Source organism: Alphaproteobacteria bacterium, from assembly GCA_019695395.1.
GTDB lineage: Bacteria > Pseudomonadota > Alphaproteobacteria > JAEUKQ01 > JAIBAD01 > JAIBAD01.
In genome coordinates this window covers 1-17,500 of sequence record JAIBAD010000001.1, presented here as the reverse complement: position 1 = coordinate 17,500, position 17,500 = coordinate 1, and the positions used below count along the sequence as shown (strand labels likewise).

Sequence of the window (17,500 nt, the reverse complement as noted above, 5' to 3'; positions counted from 1 at the left end):
AATTCTCTTAATTTGGGTCATTTAAGTATTATTAAATAAACAATAACTTTCAGTTTGATCTTGGTTGCTTGGAGTTATGGGGCTGTAGCTCAGTTGGGAGAGCGCCTGCTTTGCAAGCAGGAGGCCATCGGTTCGATCCCGTTCAGCTCCACCACTGAAAATATTAATCAATTTTATGAGCATAAAATTTAAACAGTTCATATAGATTATGTTCTGATTAAGGGAAATAAAAAGTTTTGTTGTTTTACATTGTGAATAGGAAAGTTAAATTAATTGATTGATATTCAATAATAATATTTATGTTATCCAATATTATTTTGCGAATGTCAGTTAACATCAATTAATTCTGAACACAATCTAACAATCTGAAGTTCTTTTTATAATCTTATAAAAAGTAACATCAAATTAATTTCAAGCTGAAACGATTACAAACTAAGAATAAACTTATTTATCTAGATTAGTTTAGATAATAAGGAGTTATTCTCTGTGCGTGATAGTGTTAAAATATCAAGCGTCAAAGGGCATTTGGTGAATGCCTTGGCACTGAGAGGCGATGAAGGACGTAGTACGCTGCGATAAGCTGCGGGGAGGTGCGAACAACCTTTGATCCGCGGATTTCCGAATGGGGCAACCCGACCCTTTGGGTCATCGTAAAATGAATTCATAGTTTTACGAAGCGAACCCGGTGAACTGAAACATCTAAGTAACCGGAGGAAAGGACATCAACCGAGACTCTGTGAGTAGTGGCGAGCGAAAGCGGAAGAGGCCAGTGGCGTCAATTTAAGAACCAGAACTGTTTGGAAAAGCAGACCATAGTGGGTGATAGTCCCGTATGGGTAGAAAAAGTTGACGTCCTTGAGTAAGGCGGGACACGTGAAATCCTGTCTGAACATGGGGGGACCACCCTCCAAGCCTAAGTACTCCTCAGTGACCGATAGTGCACAAGTACCGTGAGGGAAAGGTGAAAAGAACCCCGACGAGGGGAGTGAAATAGAATCTGAAACCGAATGCCTACAAGCAGTAGGAGCCTCGTTTGATCTTCGGGTCAATCAGGGGTGACTGCGTACCTCTTGTATAATGGGTCAGCGACTTAGTCTTACGAGCAAGCTTAAGCCGATAGGTGTAGGCGTAGCGAAAGCAAGTCTTAATAGGGCGTTAAGTTCGTAGGATTAGACCCGAAACCGAGTGATCTAGCCATGGGCAGGTTGAAGAATGGGTAACACCATTTGGAGGACCGAACCCACGTCTGTTGAAAAAGACGGGGATGACCTGTGGTTAGGGGTGAAAGGCTAATCAAACTCGGAAATAGCTGGTTCTCCGCGAAATCTATTTAGGTAGAGCGTCGATTGTTTACCGCCGGGGGTAGAGCACTGGATGGGCTAGGGGGGCGCGAGCCTTACCAAACCCAACCAAACTCCGAATACCGGTGAGTATAGATCGGCAGACAGACCATGGGTGCTAAGGTCCGTGGTCGAGAGGGAAAGAGCCCAGACCATCAGCTAAGGTCCCTAAGTCATGGCTAAGTGGGAAAGGATGTGGGAAGACCAAGACAGCCAGGAGGTTGGCTTAGAAGCAGCCATCCTTTAAAGAAAGCGTAATAGCTCACTGGTCTAGATAAGTCGTCCTGCGCCGAAAATGTAACGGGGCTAAAGCCATGCACCGAAGCTATGGGTGTATATCAAATATCGTTTTGATATATGCAGTAGCGGAGCGTTCCGTAAGCCTGTGAAGGGATTTTGTAAAGAATCCTGGAGGTATCGGAAGCGAGAATGCTGACATGAGTAGCGATAAAGAGTGTGAGAAACACTCTCGCCGTAAGTCCAAGGGTTCCTGCGCAAGGTTAATCCGCGCAGGGTGAGCCGGTCCCTAAGGCGAGGGCGAAAGCCGTAGTCGATGGGAACCTGGTTAATATTCCAGGGCCTGCTGGAGGTGACGGATGCTGTAAGTTGTCTTTGCTTATTGGATTGCAAAGGCAGCGAAGGTGTCCCAGGAAATAACCCCAGCGTATAGACCGTACCCCAAACCGACACAGGTGGACTGGTAGAGTATACCAAGGCGCTTGAGAGAATGGTGTTGAAGGAACTCGGCAAAATGCCCTCGTAACTTCGGGAGAAGAGGGCCCTGTTTTTGGGCAACCAGAAGCAGGGGACACAAAAGAGAGGGTAGCGACTGTTTAATAAAAACACAGGGCTCTGCAAAGCCAGTGAGGCGATGTATAGGGTCTGACGCCTGCCCGGTGCCGGAAGGTTAAAAGGAGGGGTGCAAGCTCTGAATTGAAGCCCCGGTAAACGGCGGCCGTAACTATGACGGTCCGAAGGTAGCGAAATTCCTTGTCGGGTAAGTTCCGACCTGCACGAATGGCGTAACGACTTCCCTGCTGTCTCCAACACCAACTCAGCGAAATTGAATTCTCCGTGAAGATGCGGAGTACCCGCGGTTAGACGGAAAGACCCCGTGCACCTTTACTATAACTTTGCAGTGGTATTAGGAAATGAATGTGTAGGATAGGCGGGAGCCTTTGAAGCGCCGGCGCCAGCCGGTGTGGAGGCAACCTTGAAATACCGCCCTTTCGTTTTCTGATATCTAACCAAGCATGCTGAAGCGCGTGCTGGGACCCTGCATGGTGGGTAGTTTGACTGGGGCGGTCGCCTCCCAAAGAGTAACGGAGGCGCGCGATGGTAGGCTCAGGCTGGTCGGAAATCAGCCGCTGAGTGCAATGGCATAAGCCTGCCTGACTGCGAGGCATACAAGCCGAGCAGAGACGAAAGTCGGTCATAGTGATCCGGTGGTTCTTCGTGGAAGGGCCATCGCTCAACGAATAAAAGGTACGCCGGGGATAACAGGCTGATCTCCCCCAAGAGTCCACATCGACGGGGAGGTTTGGCACCTCGATGTCGGCTCATCACATCCTGGGGCTGGAGCAGGTCCCAAGGGTATGGCTGTTCGCCATTTAAAGTGGTACGTGAGCTGGGTTTAGAACGTCGTGAGACAGTTCGGTCCCTATCTGCCGTGGGTGTTCGAGAATTGAGAGGATCTGTCCTTAGTACGAGAGGACCGGGATGGACGCACCTCTGGTGTACCGGTTGTGGCGCCAGCCGCATCGCCGGGTAGCTATGTGCGGACGGGATAACCGCTGAAAGCATCTAAGCGGGAAACCCACCTCAAAACTAGTTCTCGCATGAGAGCCGTGGAAGACCACCACGTTGATAGGCCAGATGTGTAAGTGTCGTAAGGCATTTAGCTAACTGGTACTAATAGCTCAATTGGCTTGATATAAAACACTCACCACGCACAGGGAAAAACTCCTTGTGCTTTAAACATAAATTTGTTTAAGATTGTTATTGAAATAGATTGTGAAAAATTAATGGCTATAATTAACTATAATTAAAATGTGGCCTTAATTATTTATAAAGGTTGAAGGCTGTTTAGATAGCCTGGTGATCATAGCGAAGGGCCAACACCCGATCCCATCCCGAACTCGACCGTGAAAACCTTCAGCGCCTATGGTACTACGTCTTAAGACGTGGGAGAGTCGGACGTTGCCAGGCTTTCTAAACAGCTTTTAACTAAACTAACCTTATGCTATACTTATTATAAGGTATTAATTTTCCTATTCATATTTTTTGTTTTCATGAACAAAAATTAATCTTGCCGCGGGGTGGAGCAGCCCGGTAGCTCGTCAGGCTCATAACCTGAAGGTCACAGGTTCAAATCCTGTCCCCGCAACCAATCTTTAAGCTATTTTTCTTGTATTAGTCATTTTATCAAATTCTTCGTTGCTACCTGGTTGCTACTTTGGTAGCAATTTTTGTTAGCATAATTATATTGGTTTATTTAATTTTTTTGAATATAAGTATTTATCTTATTACAAGATAGTTTCAAAAATGGAAAAGAAAATAGAATCTGAATTACTTATTGAACTTTTTGGATTTGATGTTTCTACTTATGCACCTCAATTTTGGTTGACATTTAAAGTGCTTATTCCTTTAGTTGAAAAATATTGGAATGATCCAAATGTATCAGTTAACGTTAATAGATATGCAAGTATAGATATCCAAAAAATTCAAGAACGAGATTTATTGCGTACAAAAGTTATGGAAGCTATAAACAGAGAATACACAAAAAACGTTATGGAGCAGGATTTTGTATCGAAAAGTGTAGCGCGATCATTAGCTGTAATTATTCGCTCAGCAAAAGCTTCAAAGACTGGTCCTAAACAAAAGAAAAAGACATAAAGAGTCCTTTAGCTGAGATATTGCTTAAATGTTTAGAAACCCAAGAGACAATGGTTTATACTTATTCAGGTCTATTCCAGGAACTAGAGAAAAAAGCGAATTATATAAATCCTAATCTTATGAAACAAAATAGTTGGCCAAAAAATGTACACAATTTAACTCGTGAACTTAAAAGGCTGGCCCCTAGTCTTCGTTTTTTAAATATAGAAATTGAATGGACGCGTACAAAAAAACATAGATTGATTTCAATTAAACAAGAAAGTCCCCCAAGAATAGAAACCTATTCTTCTGTTTCTGTTGATCATTCTCACTCTACTTCCTTATAAGGAGCAATAATGTCTCAAGATCTTAAAACTATGGATCGCTCGGATCTCAAAATCCTTCATAAAGATCATGCCGGTTATATTGTTGAAGATTCTAAAGGTAACCGTCAATCGATTGTAGAAATTGAAACATTTGCTCAAGATGCTAGTGAGATTTTTGGATCACATGTGACTAGTTTTCAGAATATGATTAGTGGTCATATTAATGGTTTATTGTTACATCAACATTCTGATGAGTTAGATTTATTATCTCATGCTCAGGCAACTTCTGCTGCTTTAAAAGGTATAGCACCCCAAGACCCTATTGAAGGAATGCTAGCGGCTCAAATGGTTGCTGTTTACAAAGCGTCAATGGAATGTTTAAGGCGTGGTATGCAATCTAATCAAACTTCTGAGATCTCTCATTTTAATTTAAAACAAGCTAATAAATTTATGCACACTTTCGCCCTTCTTCTGGAAAGTTTAGATAAGAAAAGAGGGAAGAAAATATCTGAACAAAAGGTTACAGTTAAGCATGTTCATATTCATCAAGGTGCTCAGGCTGTTATTGGTTCTTTAAATCAGCAAGTAAATCCTGAGTAGCTTTAAGGAGAGCTCTTAAAGAAGATCTTTCTTCTACTGCTTTCTTACTGTAGAACCCATGCTTATAACGACCATGAAGAGAACCATGAGGAGTCCCTGGATTTGTACCACCATGCATCCGGCATCGTTTTTTACCCTTGATAGGTCTGGTAAGACAAGAAATACCTTTTCTCGTTTTGGCACCACAGCGTAATGATACAGAAAGCATGTATGGGATTAACCTCACGAATAATAACAATACCCCCTCATTCTACCTTAAGTCTTATTATTTGTGAATCTTCGATAAAATTTATCAAAATATATGTGTATTAATAGATATTGTTAACTTAATAAGAGAGTGACGCTGGTGACAATAGGTGACAGAGGAAAATAAACATTTGTCATCGAAAATCTCTAGCTATTCCGCGCCTTCCAGCCAAAAGGTGACAAGGTGACAAAGTTTTTCATAAAACTCAGTATTTTTGAATTACAGCTCAAATTTAACTATATTGTTTTCTTATTAATAAAATTTAATAGATCATTATACTTATACCCGATACCAGGGTTCTGTAAGAAGTGAGTATATTATATCTAATTTATAGAAATAGTTTGTCACTTTGTCACCACATCCACTTTAGTTAAGAAAATCAATTCTTTGACGGGTGACAAAACAGGTGACATATGATTAATAGATTGTCATCACTAGAAATAAATTTTAGATGAAGGTTTTTATGAATAAAATCGTTAGTTTATTATGTTTATTGCTATGTCCATCAACTCTATATGCTCAATCACCAAGCAGTCCTTTTCCAATTGAGATTCAGCAAAAGATTAAGAAGGCAATTCCTATAATAGATCAAAACAATAAACCAGTTCTGACCTTTTATTACACAGATGTCGTTGATGGAGACACGGTATTTACCATCCACACTTAACCATGTTTCAATTCGGGTTAAAGGAATTGATACACCTGAAAAGCTCATGCTAAATGTGAAAAGGAGGGCCAATTGGCACTTCAAGCTAAAGCATTTACTAATGAGTATATGGAAAGTCATAAACAGTTAATGATTACTGAAACTGAATGGGATAAATATGGTGGGAGAATAGTTGGAAATATCAAATCCAACGATAATAATTCTTTAACTGATGAACTGATTAAAGCTGGCTTTGGTAAAGCTTACAAAGGTAAAGGATCTAAGCCTAATTGGTGTAAGAATTAACTTTTGATTCTAACCAAAAAATAAAAAATCAATAAGAATTGCTATCATACAAAATTATTTTACGGAGCAATTTAACTAACTATTATCTTAAAAATACTAATATTCAGCCATATTTTTATATACATTAATTTAATTCATAAAATATATGAATATTATGTATTTGAAAACAAAACAGAACTTCTTGTATAGAGAACAAAAGAAGCTTGTGGTGCAGTGAAGAGCATAGTTTCTGGATGAGAGGGATAATCCAGAATAAAAGTATAGGGCAAGCTTAAGACTTTACAGACAAGAGGGGGAAAAGATGCGGTTTGATTTCAATCAGACCAAGAGAACTTTGAATTTTTAAAAGACACAAAGAAAGATAGAATAAAGAGTGGTAAAAAACTAACAAAAATTAAAATTAAATTGGGTGGCAATTCTATAAAGAATTAGGGCAATGTTATGCGATATTTGGGCAAAATAATAGTAAAAATTATCAAGTGGCTCCCTGTCATTGGATTATCAATCGAATTAGTAATCTTAGGGTATATATTTTTCATCTATGGTGCGATGGAAGATAAGAAAATGAAACAATCAATGATCGAAGATTTTCCAAAGATTGTTCAAGAAAAGTATAATTATATTAATCGCCACAATGGTAAATTTAGATTAGCTGATTGTGATATTTGTATTCCTGTCAATGAACCAAAGGGTATCCAATATTATAAAGTCGAAAATCGAAGTACTATTATAAGTTCACTCATTAACTATATCATTTTTAAAACAACAATTAATCATATTTGCCAAAATAGTAACCAAGGTTGCCCTACATTAATCGATCAACAAGATTATAATGATATAGCAATTGTCATATCTGACCCAAGAACAATTATTACAGAAGCTATGGTTGGTATTCTAGATGATCTTTATGGAACAGATAATCTAACTTCAATCTGGAAAAAGGAAGAGTCAACTTTCCTTTATCCACGCGATAAACTTGTTAATAATTTATTTGGAACTGATAGTGTAATATCACAGTGGCATAAACCAGAAAATTTATTTGATTATGATCTCTATCGAATTGACGCCAAAGATTATTTAAAGAAACCACGCCGCTATCAAACATTTGCGGGATATGACCATCAATCCAATAGGATTTTTGTCAAGTGTGATGAAGATCAAAAGGGGATGTGCCAATTTTTTACCAGATTAAAAGATAAGAACGTGGATGTTTATTATAATCTTCCCCGCCAATATTTACCTGATTGGCATACAGTGAATGATTTTATTTTGAATTTTGCTTTTTGTAATAAAGGAAATGGATAATAATGAATCCATGGGCTAAGAGGATATTACAAATAGTAGTGTGGTTAGTTGGTATGGGGGTAGTAGCATTACTTGGCTTTGTGGTCTACATATTCCTTTTTGTCCATTTGCCATTTCGAGAAAACATGGAAAAGTCCTTTGTTGCGGCTGGAGAGCAAAAACAATTTAATCGCGACTATATTGTACGACATCAAGGTAATTTTAATTTAAACGGTTGTTATATCTGTATTCCGGTTCAAGAACTATCTGGAGTTTTTTATCAACGCTTTGAACCTGCTAATGAACCGCCAGATAAATATCTTGATCTTTTTTCTTTTGCAATTACTTATGATTATATTTGTCAGAATAGTCAAAAAAAATGTACCCAAAATATAGATATACGATTTGACCCACCCACTGATGGTTATGTACATGCAGATGTAACAATACGTGGTATGCGCGATAATTTGGTAACAGAATTATTTAATACACAAGATAAAATAAATATTTGGTTAAAAGAAGAAAATAAATCTAATGACGGATTATATAAATTAACAGATGAACGTTATGCCGGCTTTCCAGATGAAGTAATTTTCATTGGTTATGATGATTATAAGAATCCTATTCATATGTCTTGTGATTTACCCTCGACCCCATTCATCCCTGGTGATAAGTCCTTTCCTCGCCCATTTTGCAGATTAAGCCTTTATTTAAAAGATTTTCTGAAAGATTTTTTAATCGATAGAAATGTAGAAGTATCGTATCACATACCATACGAGTATCTACCTGATTGGCGTTTGATTAACGATTTTATATTAAATTTTATTCTTTGTAACAAAGAGAAGAAATAATAATGAAGCCATGGATTAAAACAGGAATGAAAATATTGCTATGGTTAGTTGGTATTGGGGTAGTATCATATTTGGGTGTAGTTATCTATATATTCTTTTTTGTCCATTTGCCATTTCGAGAAAATATGCAAAAATCCTTTGCTGCGGCTGATCAAAAAAAACAATTTAATCGTGAGTATATTCAACGACATAATGGTAAGTTTAATCTAGAAGGTTGTAATATCTGTATTCCAGTACAGGAACCATCAGGAGTTTTTTATAGGGATATTGATCCTAGTGATAGTTCAGATGATCCTTTCATACGACTTTTATCTTTTGTCATAAGTTATGATTATATTTGTCAAAACAGTAAAGAACCATGTTCTTCTAATATGGATCTTAGATTTAAACCATCAGATAGCACATATGTTAGTATGGGTGTTATAATATATGACCCAAAAGCAGGTATTATTGATGATTTATTTGGGGGAGATCAAAAGATAACAGAATGGAAAAATGAAGAAAATCTTTTAGGGTACAATTTATATACCTTAGATCCAAAAAAAATATATTTATAATCCCGATCGTAACAAAGAACTAGCTGGTTATGATACTCAAAATAATTCTGTTTTTATGTCTTGCTTAGATCAAAAGGGATGGATTTGCAAATTATATGTAGGTCTCAAAGATAAAAATGTAACTATTTCATATCATTTACCATACGAATATCTACCTGATTGGCAATTAATCAATGAATTTATTTTAAATTTTATTTCCTGTAGTAAAAGGAAGGAATAATGAAAAATATTTTATCGCTTTTTAATCAATGGAGAGGTTAGTGAAATGAAATTATTATTGTTATTGATAGGTGGAATGGTGTTTATGAACCAAACTTCCTTTTCAGACGATAAGATTTATACTGAACTCGATAAAGCTAAAATTACTAATGAACAATTGGCAGAATATTTTATAACTCAAATGGAAAAATCAGATGATAAAATATTACCAAAATGGAACAAACCAATCGAATTGGGGCAATATCCAGAAAGCTATATAAAATTTGGTATTAAATGGGATCTATTACCAGAAAAATCTTTATATCAATATATGCAGGATTTAGAAAAAATAAACATTAATATTAACATAAAGAACTTTAATGATGCTTTTCTAGCTTTAGATTATATAAATGAAAATTTCAATAATATAAATTTTTATACAAAGATTAAATCAATAAATTACAAAGAAGTAGATAATCCTATAAGTCATCCTACTGACCTTTTGCAGAAAGTTAAAAATAGTATAAAAAGCAATCAAAATATGAAAACACTTCAATTAAAATATGATTGGATGGATTGTATTATAGATTTTTATTATAACCAAAATCATTCTATAAATTACATTATTTTTAATATTAGTTTAAAAGACTATATGAAGCATTATTATTTCACCCATTTTTTTCAAAAAAGAAATCTTCCACTAGCTATAACACCTATATCATATCCTGAACAATATCCGACTGATGATTTGTATAATCAATTATTTTTAAAAACATGTTTTGCGGTGGGGTTAGGGGCACCGTTGGGACAAGATTTTCTTGATCAATATGGAATCCCCGTATCATTTGAAGTAGCAGATTTGATGGTCAAGGTTTTGTATGATCCCAAATTAAAGGGTTATCCCACCAGAGAAAATATTTTATCACTTTTTAATCATTGGAGGTATCAATGAAATTGCTATTGTTAGTAATAGGAGGATTAATGTTAACCACACAATCTGCTGCGGCTCAAAATAAAATCTATCCAGAGCTTGATAAAGCCAAAATTACTAATGAACAATTGGCAGAATATTTTATAACTCAATTGGAAAAATCAGATGATAAAGTATTACCAAAATGGAATAAACCAATTGAATTGATACAACATCCGGAGCCGATTAAAAAATTTGGTATTAAATGGGAATTTCTACCTGAAAAATCATTGTTAGAGTATATCCAGCAAATAAATTCTATTAAAATAAAAAACAACAATTTTAATAATATAGATTCAGCAAAAAATTACATACCAGGCAATTATTATATAAGGCTTATAACAAGAAACTACCTTCCTAATGTGGATAATTTTTGGAGTGGTAAATTACCAGAGATGCTTAGTGAAGAGAAGAAGCAATATTTTAAAAATAACCAAAATGTAAAATTAATTACTTTAGATTATGATTACCGATCTTGTGATAATATTTATTCTTATAAAAATAATGTTATTGATTATGCAATCAATAATGTTCGTTTAAAAGATTATGCTGTGAGATCGTATCCCTTTGAAGTAAAAGATTATGAAGAACGCTATAAAGCTTATCCTCATATTGCACCGATAATGACTATTGAAAAGTTTGATCCCATCCAATATTCCACCGATGATTTATATGATCAGTTGTTTTTAAAAATGTGTTTTGCTGTGGGTTTAGGGGCACCATTAGAACAAAGCTTCCTTGATCAATATGGAATACCTGTATCATTTGAGATAGCCGATTTGATGGTCAAGGTTTTGTATGATTCTAAATTAAAGGATCATTTTAGTAGAGAAAATATTTTAGAAATTTTCAATCAACACCGTTCAGTAAAATTTTAGGGAGGTTACTATGCCAAATGGATCAAAATCAGAAGCAGCAATTCGTGGAGAAATGATTGCCCGTGATATTGGGCGTGGTTTTTCAGCGCAAGAGGCAGTCAGCAGGGCAGAAAGAGGGTATAATTTAGATGGAAGTTTAGCCTCCAGATTTGATCGTACATCAAGAGATGGCCGTGATGTTAATTTAAGAAATGATGAATTGCAGGCAATGTCGGATAGTTATATAAATCAATTTTATACAAATATATAATTTGGAAAGTAAATTATGTCACATTCAGTTAAAATTTTATTGAAAATCATTGCCTGGCTTGTTGGTATAGCCGTAGTTGGGGTCTTAGGGGTAATAGCTTATATGTATTTTTTTATTCATGTTCCTTTTCAAAGAAATCTAAAGGCTAGCTTAAAATTTGATTATGATAAATTGAAAGCTGAACGTATGGAATATATTGTTCGCCATCAAGGCAAGTTTAAATTAAATGATTGTGATATTTGTATCCCAGTTCAAGAACCTGCTGGAATAGAATATCGTGAGGCGAGACCTAAAACCGATATTATTGATCCTTTTATAAGTCATCTCTATTTTAAAATCAGTTTTGATTATATTTGTCGAAATAGTAAGGAACCATGTTCTTCTAATATGGATCTTAGATTTAAACAGCATACACCTTATGATTTTAGTTATAATAGCACAGGGATCATTTTAGATGATTCTAAGGCAGGTGTGATTGATGATTTATTTGGGGGAGATCAAAAGATAACAGAATGGAAAAATGAAGAAAATCTTTTAGGGTATAATTTATATACCTTAGATCCAAAAAAATATATTTATAATCCCGATCGTAAAAAAGAGCTAGCTGGTTATGATACTCAAAATAATCCTGTTTTTATGTCTTGCTTAGATCAAAAGGGATGGATTTGTAAATTATATATAGGTCTCAAAGATAAAAATGTAACTATTTCATATCATCTGCCTTATGAATATTTATCTGATTGGCAATTAATCAATAATTTTATTTTGAATTTTATTTCCTGTACTAAAAGGGAGGGATAATTATGGGTTGTGTTGAATTTAAACTTAATGATTTTCAAAAATCTTTTATCGAACATCTAAAAAAGAATGGTGATTTCCCCCGTGCTTATGATTTTGTTGCCGAAATAAGCCGAGGGCAAATACCTGAGGGTACCCGTGCCTGGTTTGACCATGCGGTTAATATTAATCAGGGTGCTGGATTTGATGCCGCCTATATTCGTGAATATACCAGATTTGCTCATTGGGCATTAACAGGAAAAGAACTGACTAATGATGAATTGCAGGCAATGTCAGATGGTTATATAAATCAATTTTATACAAATATATAATTTGGAAAGTAAATTATGTCACATTCAGTTAAAATTTTATTGAAAATCATTGCTTGGCTTGCTGGTATAGCCATAGTTGGAGTCTTAGGTGTAATAGCTTATATGTATTTTTTTGTTCATGTTCCTTTTCAAAGAAATCTAAAGGCCAGCTTGGAATTTGATTATGATAAATTAAAAGCTGAACGTATGGAATATATTGTCCGCCATCAAGGCAAGTTTAAATTAAATGATTGTGATATTTGTATTCCAGTCCAAGAACCATCTGGAGTTTTTTACAATACTGTCAAACCAAATAATGATGCAATGAGTCCCGAAATTAGACATTTAATTTTTAATATTAATTTTGATTATATTTGTCAAAACAGTAAAGAAAGATGTTCATCTTCGATGGATATAAGGTCTAATCCTCCTAATAATACTTATGTTAATACTGGAGTTGTTGTAGCCGATCCAAAAGCAGGGGTCATTCATGATTTATTTGATAATGAGAGTGATATAAAATCATGGCAACAAGGTCAAAATGTATTTGAATTATATATTCTAGATTCTCAAAAATATATTTATAACTCTGAAAATACAAAGGAATTAGCAGGATATGATAATTACAGTAATCCAATAGCTGTCTCATGTTTAAAAATTAATAATCAATGGTCTTGTAAATTTTATGTGGGAATAAAAGATAAAAATGTAACTATTTCATATCATCTGCCTTATGAATATTTATCTGATTGGCAATTAATCAATGAATTTATTTTAAATTTTATTTCTTGTACTAAAAGGGAGGAATAATTATGGCTGGTTGTTATAACTTTCCAATTAATGATTTTCAGAAATCTTTTATTAAAGATTTAATGGCCAAGGGTGATTTTCCCCGTGCCTATGATTTTGTTGCGGAAATAAGCCGTGGTCAAATCCCGGAGGGAACGCGTGCTTGGTACGAACATGCGGTTAATATTAATCAAGGCATTGGATTTGATGCAGCCTATATTCGTGAATATACCAGATTTGCCCAACGGCTATTAACTGGAAAAGAATTAACCAATGATGAATTACAAGCAATGTCTGATGATATTGCTAGAGAAGTTTTAGGATTTACAGAAAAATGGGGTTTAATTAGATGTAATGTTCTAGAGTTAGTAAAAGAAGATATAATGGTTGCGACAGAACTTCACAATCTTAATCATTTAGCTTGGGCTGGGTATTATTTTTCGGAAGATGTTTTAGGCATTAACTTGATGAAAGAAATGTTAACCCCTGAGGAACTAGAACAAGTAACTAAAAATAATCGTCAATTCTTTTTTGGTGTTAACCCTATGGCAACGTTACATGTCAATTGGGAAAGTGTCTTTAATATGGCAAATGAAGTTTTTGCAGAATTTGTTGGTCCAGGTCCAATGATTTACCGTGCCCAAACTATGCAAATGTTTAACCAATATGTGGGTACGCAAATAGCCCAGCAAATTTTAAATCAGCGTGAAATTTCGATGCGTGAAATGCGCGCCATTGAACAAAATATGCGTGAGGGTTTCCAACGTGTTGCTGAAAAAGATTGGGACCGCACCTTGGAACGAACCGGACGTGATCCACGGAAAGATTTCCGGGCGGGTGTTGATGCCTGTTTTGCTGGAGGGACCCCAATATTAATGGCCGATGGGTCAACCAAACCAATCGAACAAATTATCGTAGGTGATAAAGTGATGGGGTTTCATGGGTTATGTCCGCTTGAACCAGCCAAGGTGATCAAGACTTACCGCCATGAAGGATGTGAGCTTTATGAATTAGCTGGCCCAGAAAATAATAAAATCAAAGTTACGGCAACCCATCCTTTTTTAACAATAGGTGGTCGTTTTAAGGAACTTGGTTTCTTAACACCGCATGATAAATTAGTATTGGCTGATGGTACACCAAAGCCTATGGGTGATTTAAATAAACAATCTGGTTTGTACCCTACTTATAATTTCACGGTGGAAGGATTGCATACCTATGTTGCGGGTGGGTATCGTGTGCATAATAAATATGTGCCACCAATTGTGTTGGATATGGATGGTGATGGGGTAGAATTAATCAGCATCGGCTATAGTAAAACCTTTTATGATTATGATGGTGATGGGTATAAGGAAAATGTGGGGTGGGTTTCTCGGGATGATGCCCTTGTCGGCATTGATTTGGATGGTGATGGTACCTTATCGGGAAAGGAAATTTCCTTTGCGGATCAGACAATAGAAACTGATACGGACCTGGAGGCGTTGGCCAAGCTTTATGATAGTAATAAAGATGGTATCCTGGATAAAGCGGATAGTGATTTTAGCAAGTTTAAAGTATGGCAAGATATGAATAGTGACGGTGTGGTCAATGAGGGGGAATTACAAACATTTGATGCTGCTGAAATTACCTCTCTCTCTCTTAAAAGTGATCAAAAGGGAGAAGACCGCGATGGTAACATTATTTATGGTAAAACAACTTATACTAAAAAAGATGGCTCGACCAAAGAATTAGCCGATGTGGCGCTGGCTGCGTCATCCTATGGTTATCGCCAGATTCAGAAGGATGGCGGCAGTGAGGTTGAGTTGGAAGGAGAAGGGAAATATTTTGTGGCTGATGCTGGTACAACCCTCAACTTTAAGCTGAAAGATACCAATTATATAGGTGCTTATGGAAATGATGGCAACGATATCCTATCAGGTGAAGGGATGGTGTTTGACCAGGTTAGCATAACTCCCGCGATAGAAAATGAAGAAGGTACCACACAAGAAAATGTTGGAGGATTCCATGCCACAAGTCCTTCTCAACCCACAGGTATCCTCCTTGATGGTGGTACAGGTGATGATACATTAACCGGAAGTAAGGGAAATGATTGGTTATCGGGAGGTAAGGGCAAGGATACACTTCATGGTGGTGAGGGAGACGATCGCCTGTTCATCGATGCCGATGATGTCAGTATTGCCCTTAATTCTATCGATGGGGGTGAAGGTTATGATGTGGCAGTGGTTAGCGGTGAAGTTGGAATAACCCTCGATGTAGCAACAGCACGTTTAGAGGCTGTGCAGGGTGGATTAGGGGATGATGTGCTGGATGCCAGTGGATATAAGGTTGAAGATAATCTTGAGGATAAAAAAATATCTTCTGTTTCACTCGATGGTGGTGCGGGTGATGATCGGTTGGTTGGTGGTGGTGGGAATGATGTCCTCTCAGGTGGCGTTGGTCAGGATTTTATTTTAGGGAATGGTGGAGATGACACTATTTTAGCCGATAGTGATGACCAGATTGATGCTGGTGACGGTGTGGATACGGTGATTTTTGAGAGTTCATCGGGTGTGATCCGGAACGCGGCCACTCTTAACGCCGAGATCCTTCTCGGAACCCAGGGGGATGATAGTTTTACTACCACTGATAGCCATGGGGTGGCCCTATTTGGTCAGGGAGGTGATGACCAGCTAGCTGGGTCGAGAGGGAGCGATACGTTATCTGGCGGGACCGGCGATGACACGATCACAGGTGGTGGAGGTGATGATAGCTATCGCTTTGGTCGTGGCGACGGGGTTGATGAGATTACCGATAAGGATCAGTTCCAGGGTCAAAACTTTCATGTTGAAGAAAGCTGGAAAGATGTGCAGGCAAGCTATCAGTACCGGACAGTGGTAACCCGCCATAAGGGTGGGAAGGATCCTGAAACTTGGTATGATGAGATTGAAACGCAAGGCTCCCAAAATGTGAAGGTTCTGGATTATAAAATTGTCGAAGGGTTAGAGGAACTGCACCTGGATGGTGGCAAGGATACGATTGAGTTTGAGATTGGCATTACTAAAGATGATCTTCTGTTTGAGGTACGGGGTAATGATTTATTAATTGGGATTAAGCCCGGCCTTCGCCCTGCGGGCTCCGGCCTTCACTCTACGAGTTCCGGCACGGCTGAAGCCGGCTCGGCAAGTGCCCCCACTATTGCTCACGACTGTGAGGATGTGGTGGTTCTTAAGAACTGGGTGGATACAAAAGATAGAATTGAGAAGATTAAATTTGCTGATGAAAGAAGTTTAGCAAGTACTTCTGAAGCAGAAGCTTCGACCATAGATATAGCTGAACTTCTAGTAGCGCAGCTTCGGTACCAGCAGGGATTACCACCTGTACCTTATGATCCAACCAAGGTTGAAGCTGAGTTACTGCGTTTGCTTCCCACCCGTCTTGAATTAAAAGGAGATGGGACCAAGGATACGACTTTAACCGGTGGTAGGGGTCATGAGATATTGGATACCAGCCGGACTGGGTTGGGCAGTAGTGGTCCGGGTTCATCTGGGCTAGCTGTAACCAACGATACATTAACAGGTGGGCAGGGAGATGATGTATTGAAAGGTGGCTTGGGCAATGATACCTATATCTTTAATCGGGGTGATGGTTGGGATGAAATCCTTGATGGTGGTGAAGAAGAGCAAGTGACGATCACCAAACAGGCCTATAAAGAAACAATCTATGTCAAGGTGAAGTATACGGAAACGACTTTAGCTCATGGCAGTTATACGGTCGAGAAATATGTACCTTATGAGGATAGTGGGGAGAGAATTACCGAAACTCATCAAATGGTCCGGTTGGAAGGTGGACAAGATACACTTAAATTAGGGACAGGAATTGGGATTGAGGATATTGCTATTCGGATGAAGGGAAATGATCTTGTGTTGGCATTGCGCGATTCAACCAAGCCCGAGCAATCATGGAATGCCCTTTCCGATAAAATTAAGATTAAGGATTGGAATGATACCAAAAACCGCGTCGAAACTTTGGAACTTGCCGATGGTACAAAAATTAACCTTGGCGCTATTGTCAGTGGTTATTCTGGTGATAAGGGTGATGAATGGTTAGTGGGTGATAGTGGTGGCAATTGGTTGTCGGGTGGGGCTGGTGATGATGTGTTTGTGGGTTATGGTGGACAAGATGTCCTGATTGGTTGAACAGGCGATGATATTTTATTGGGGGGTGAGGGTGCCGACCAATTATTGGGTGGCGATGGCAAAGATACCGCTAGTTATATGGGCTCCAAAACTGGTGTGACCATTAATTTAAAAACAGGAACGG

Annotated in this window: 16 protein-coding genes, 2 tRNA genes and 2 rRNA genes; 19 read left to right on the top strand and 1 reads right to left on the bottom strand. The window is 37.6% G+C overall.

Annotated elements, in window-relative coordinates; translation table 11 throughout:
• The first annotated feature begins 78 nt into the window (after positions 1-78).
• From K1X44_00100 to K1X44_00070, 7 genes are all read left to right on the top strand, one after another.
• Positions 79-154, top strand: a tRNA-Ala gene (locus tag K1X44_00100).
• Positions 155-505: 351 nt separating this feature from the next.
• Positions 506-3,276, top strand: a 23S ribosomal RNA gene (locus K1X44_00095).
• 157 nt (positions 3,277-3,433) lie between these two features.
• A 5S ribosomal RNA gene (rrf, locus tag K1X44_00090) occupies positions 3,434-3,548 on the top strand.
• 104 nt (positions 3,549-3,652) lie between these two features.
• Positions 3,653-3,729, top strand: a tRNA-Met gene (locus K1X44_00085).
• 155 nt (positions 3,730-3,884) lie between these two features.
• On the top strand, positions 3,885-4,235 hold the full coding sequence (locus K1X44_00080) for a hypothetical protein (protein ID MBX7145690.1): 351 nt from the start codon (positions 3,885-3,887) through the stop codon (positions 4,233-4,235).
• A gap of 20 nt (positions 4,236-4,255) precedes the next feature.
• The gene (locus K1X44_00075) at positions 4,256-4,561 is read left to right on the top strand and encodes a hypothetical protein (GenBank protein MBX7145689.1); all 306 of its coding nucleotides are present in this window, start codon (positions 4,256-4,258) and stop codon (positions 4,559-4,561) included.
• 9 nt (positions 4,562-4,570) lie between these two features.
• Entirely contained in the window at positions 4,571-5,140 is a 570-nt protein-coding gene (locus K1X44_00070; GenBank protein ID MBX7145688.1) for a hypothetical protein, read from the top strand.
• Here the strand turns inward: K1X44_00070 and K1X44_00065 are convergent.
• Complete coding sequence (locus K1X44_00065) at positions 5,103-5,348, bottom strand: hypothetical protein (protein MBX7145687.1); 246 nt, start codon at positions 5,346-5,348, stop codon at positions 5,103-5,105. The genes K1X44_00070 and K1X44_00065 overlap by 38 nt on opposite strands.
• Before the next feature lie 778 nt (positions 5,349-6,126).
• On the opposite strand from K1X44_00065, the gene K1X44_00060 reads away from it, so the two are divergent.
• From K1X44_00060 to K1X44_00005, 12 genes are all read left to right on the top strand, one after another.
• Positions 6,127-6,339 (top strand): thermonuclease family protein, encoded by a 213-nt coding sequence (locus tag K1X44_00060; GenBank protein MBX7145686.1) that lies wholly within the window; start codon positions 6,127-6,129, stop codon positions 6,337-6,339.
• A 564-nt stretch (positions 6,340-6,903) separates the two neighbouring features.
• Positions 6,904-7,644, top strand: a complete 741-nt coding sequence (locus K1X44_00055) for a hypothetical protein (protein MBX7145685.1) — start codon at positions 6,904-6,906, stop codon at positions 7,642-7,644.
• 2 nt (positions 7,645-7,646) lie between these two features.
• Positions 7,647-8,474, top strand: coding sequence for a hypothetical protein (locus K1X44_00050; GenBank protein ID MBX7145684.1), 828 nt, complete (start codon positions 7,647-7,649; stop codon positions 8,472-8,474).
• A 2-nt stretch (positions 8,475-8,476) separates the two neighbouring features.
• Positions 8,477-9,031 carry a hypothetical protein gene (locus tag K1X44_00045; GenBank protein ID MBX7145683.1) on the top strand — a complete coding sequence of 185 codons (555 nt, stop codon included), beginning with the start codon at positions 8,477-8,479 and terminating at the stop codon, positions 9,029-9,031.
• A gap of 265 nt (positions 9,032-9,296) precedes the next feature.
• Entirely contained in the window at positions 9,297-10,181 is an 885-nt protein-coding gene (locus tag K1X44_00040; GenBank protein MBX7145682.1) for a hypothetical protein, read from the top strand.
• Positions 10,178-11,077, top strand: coding sequence for a hypothetical protein (locus K1X44_00035; GenBank protein MBX7145681.1), 900 nt, complete (start codon positions 10,178-10,180; stop codon positions 11,075-11,077). Before K1X44_00040 ends, K1X44_00035 begins: the two co-directional genes overlap by 4 nt.
• A 10-nt stretch (positions 11,078-11,087) precedes the next feature.
• Positions 11,088-11,327 carry a hypothetical protein gene (locus K1X44_00030; protein MBX7145680.1) on the top strand — a complete coding sequence of 80 codons (240 nt, stop codon included), beginning with the start codon at positions 11,088-11,090 and terminating at the stop codon, positions 11,325-11,327.
• 15 nt (positions 11,328-11,342) lie between these two features.
• Positions 11,343-12,128 (top strand): hypothetical protein, encoded by a 786-nt coding sequence (locus K1X44_00025; GenBank protein ID MBX7145679.1) that lies wholly within the window; start codon positions 11,343-11,345, stop codon positions 12,126-12,128.
• A gap of 2 nt (positions 12,129-12,130) precedes the next feature.
• On the top strand, positions 12,131-12,436 hold the full coding sequence (locus K1X44_00020; GenBank protein ID MBX7145678.1) for a hypothetical protein: 306 nt from the start codon (positions 12,131-12,133) through the stop codon (positions 12,434-12,436).
• 15 nt (positions 12,437-12,451) lie between these two features.
• Positions 12,452-13,225: a hypothetical protein gene (locus K1X44_00015; protein ID MBX7145677.1), complete on the top strand. Its 774-nt coding sequence runs from the start codon at positions 12,452-12,454 to the stop codon at positions 13,223-13,225.
• A gap of 2 nt (positions 13,226-13,227) precedes the next feature.
• Entirely contained in the window at positions 13,228-17,376 is a 4,149-nt protein-coding gene (locus K1X44_00010) for a hypothetical protein (protein ID MBX7145676.1), read from the top strand.
• A 12-nt stretch (positions 17,377-17,388) separates the two neighbouring features.
• A partial coding sequence (locus K1X44_00005; GenBank protein ID MBX7145675.1) for a hypothetical protein occupies positions 17,389-17,500 on the top strand: 112 nt, incomplete at its 3' end.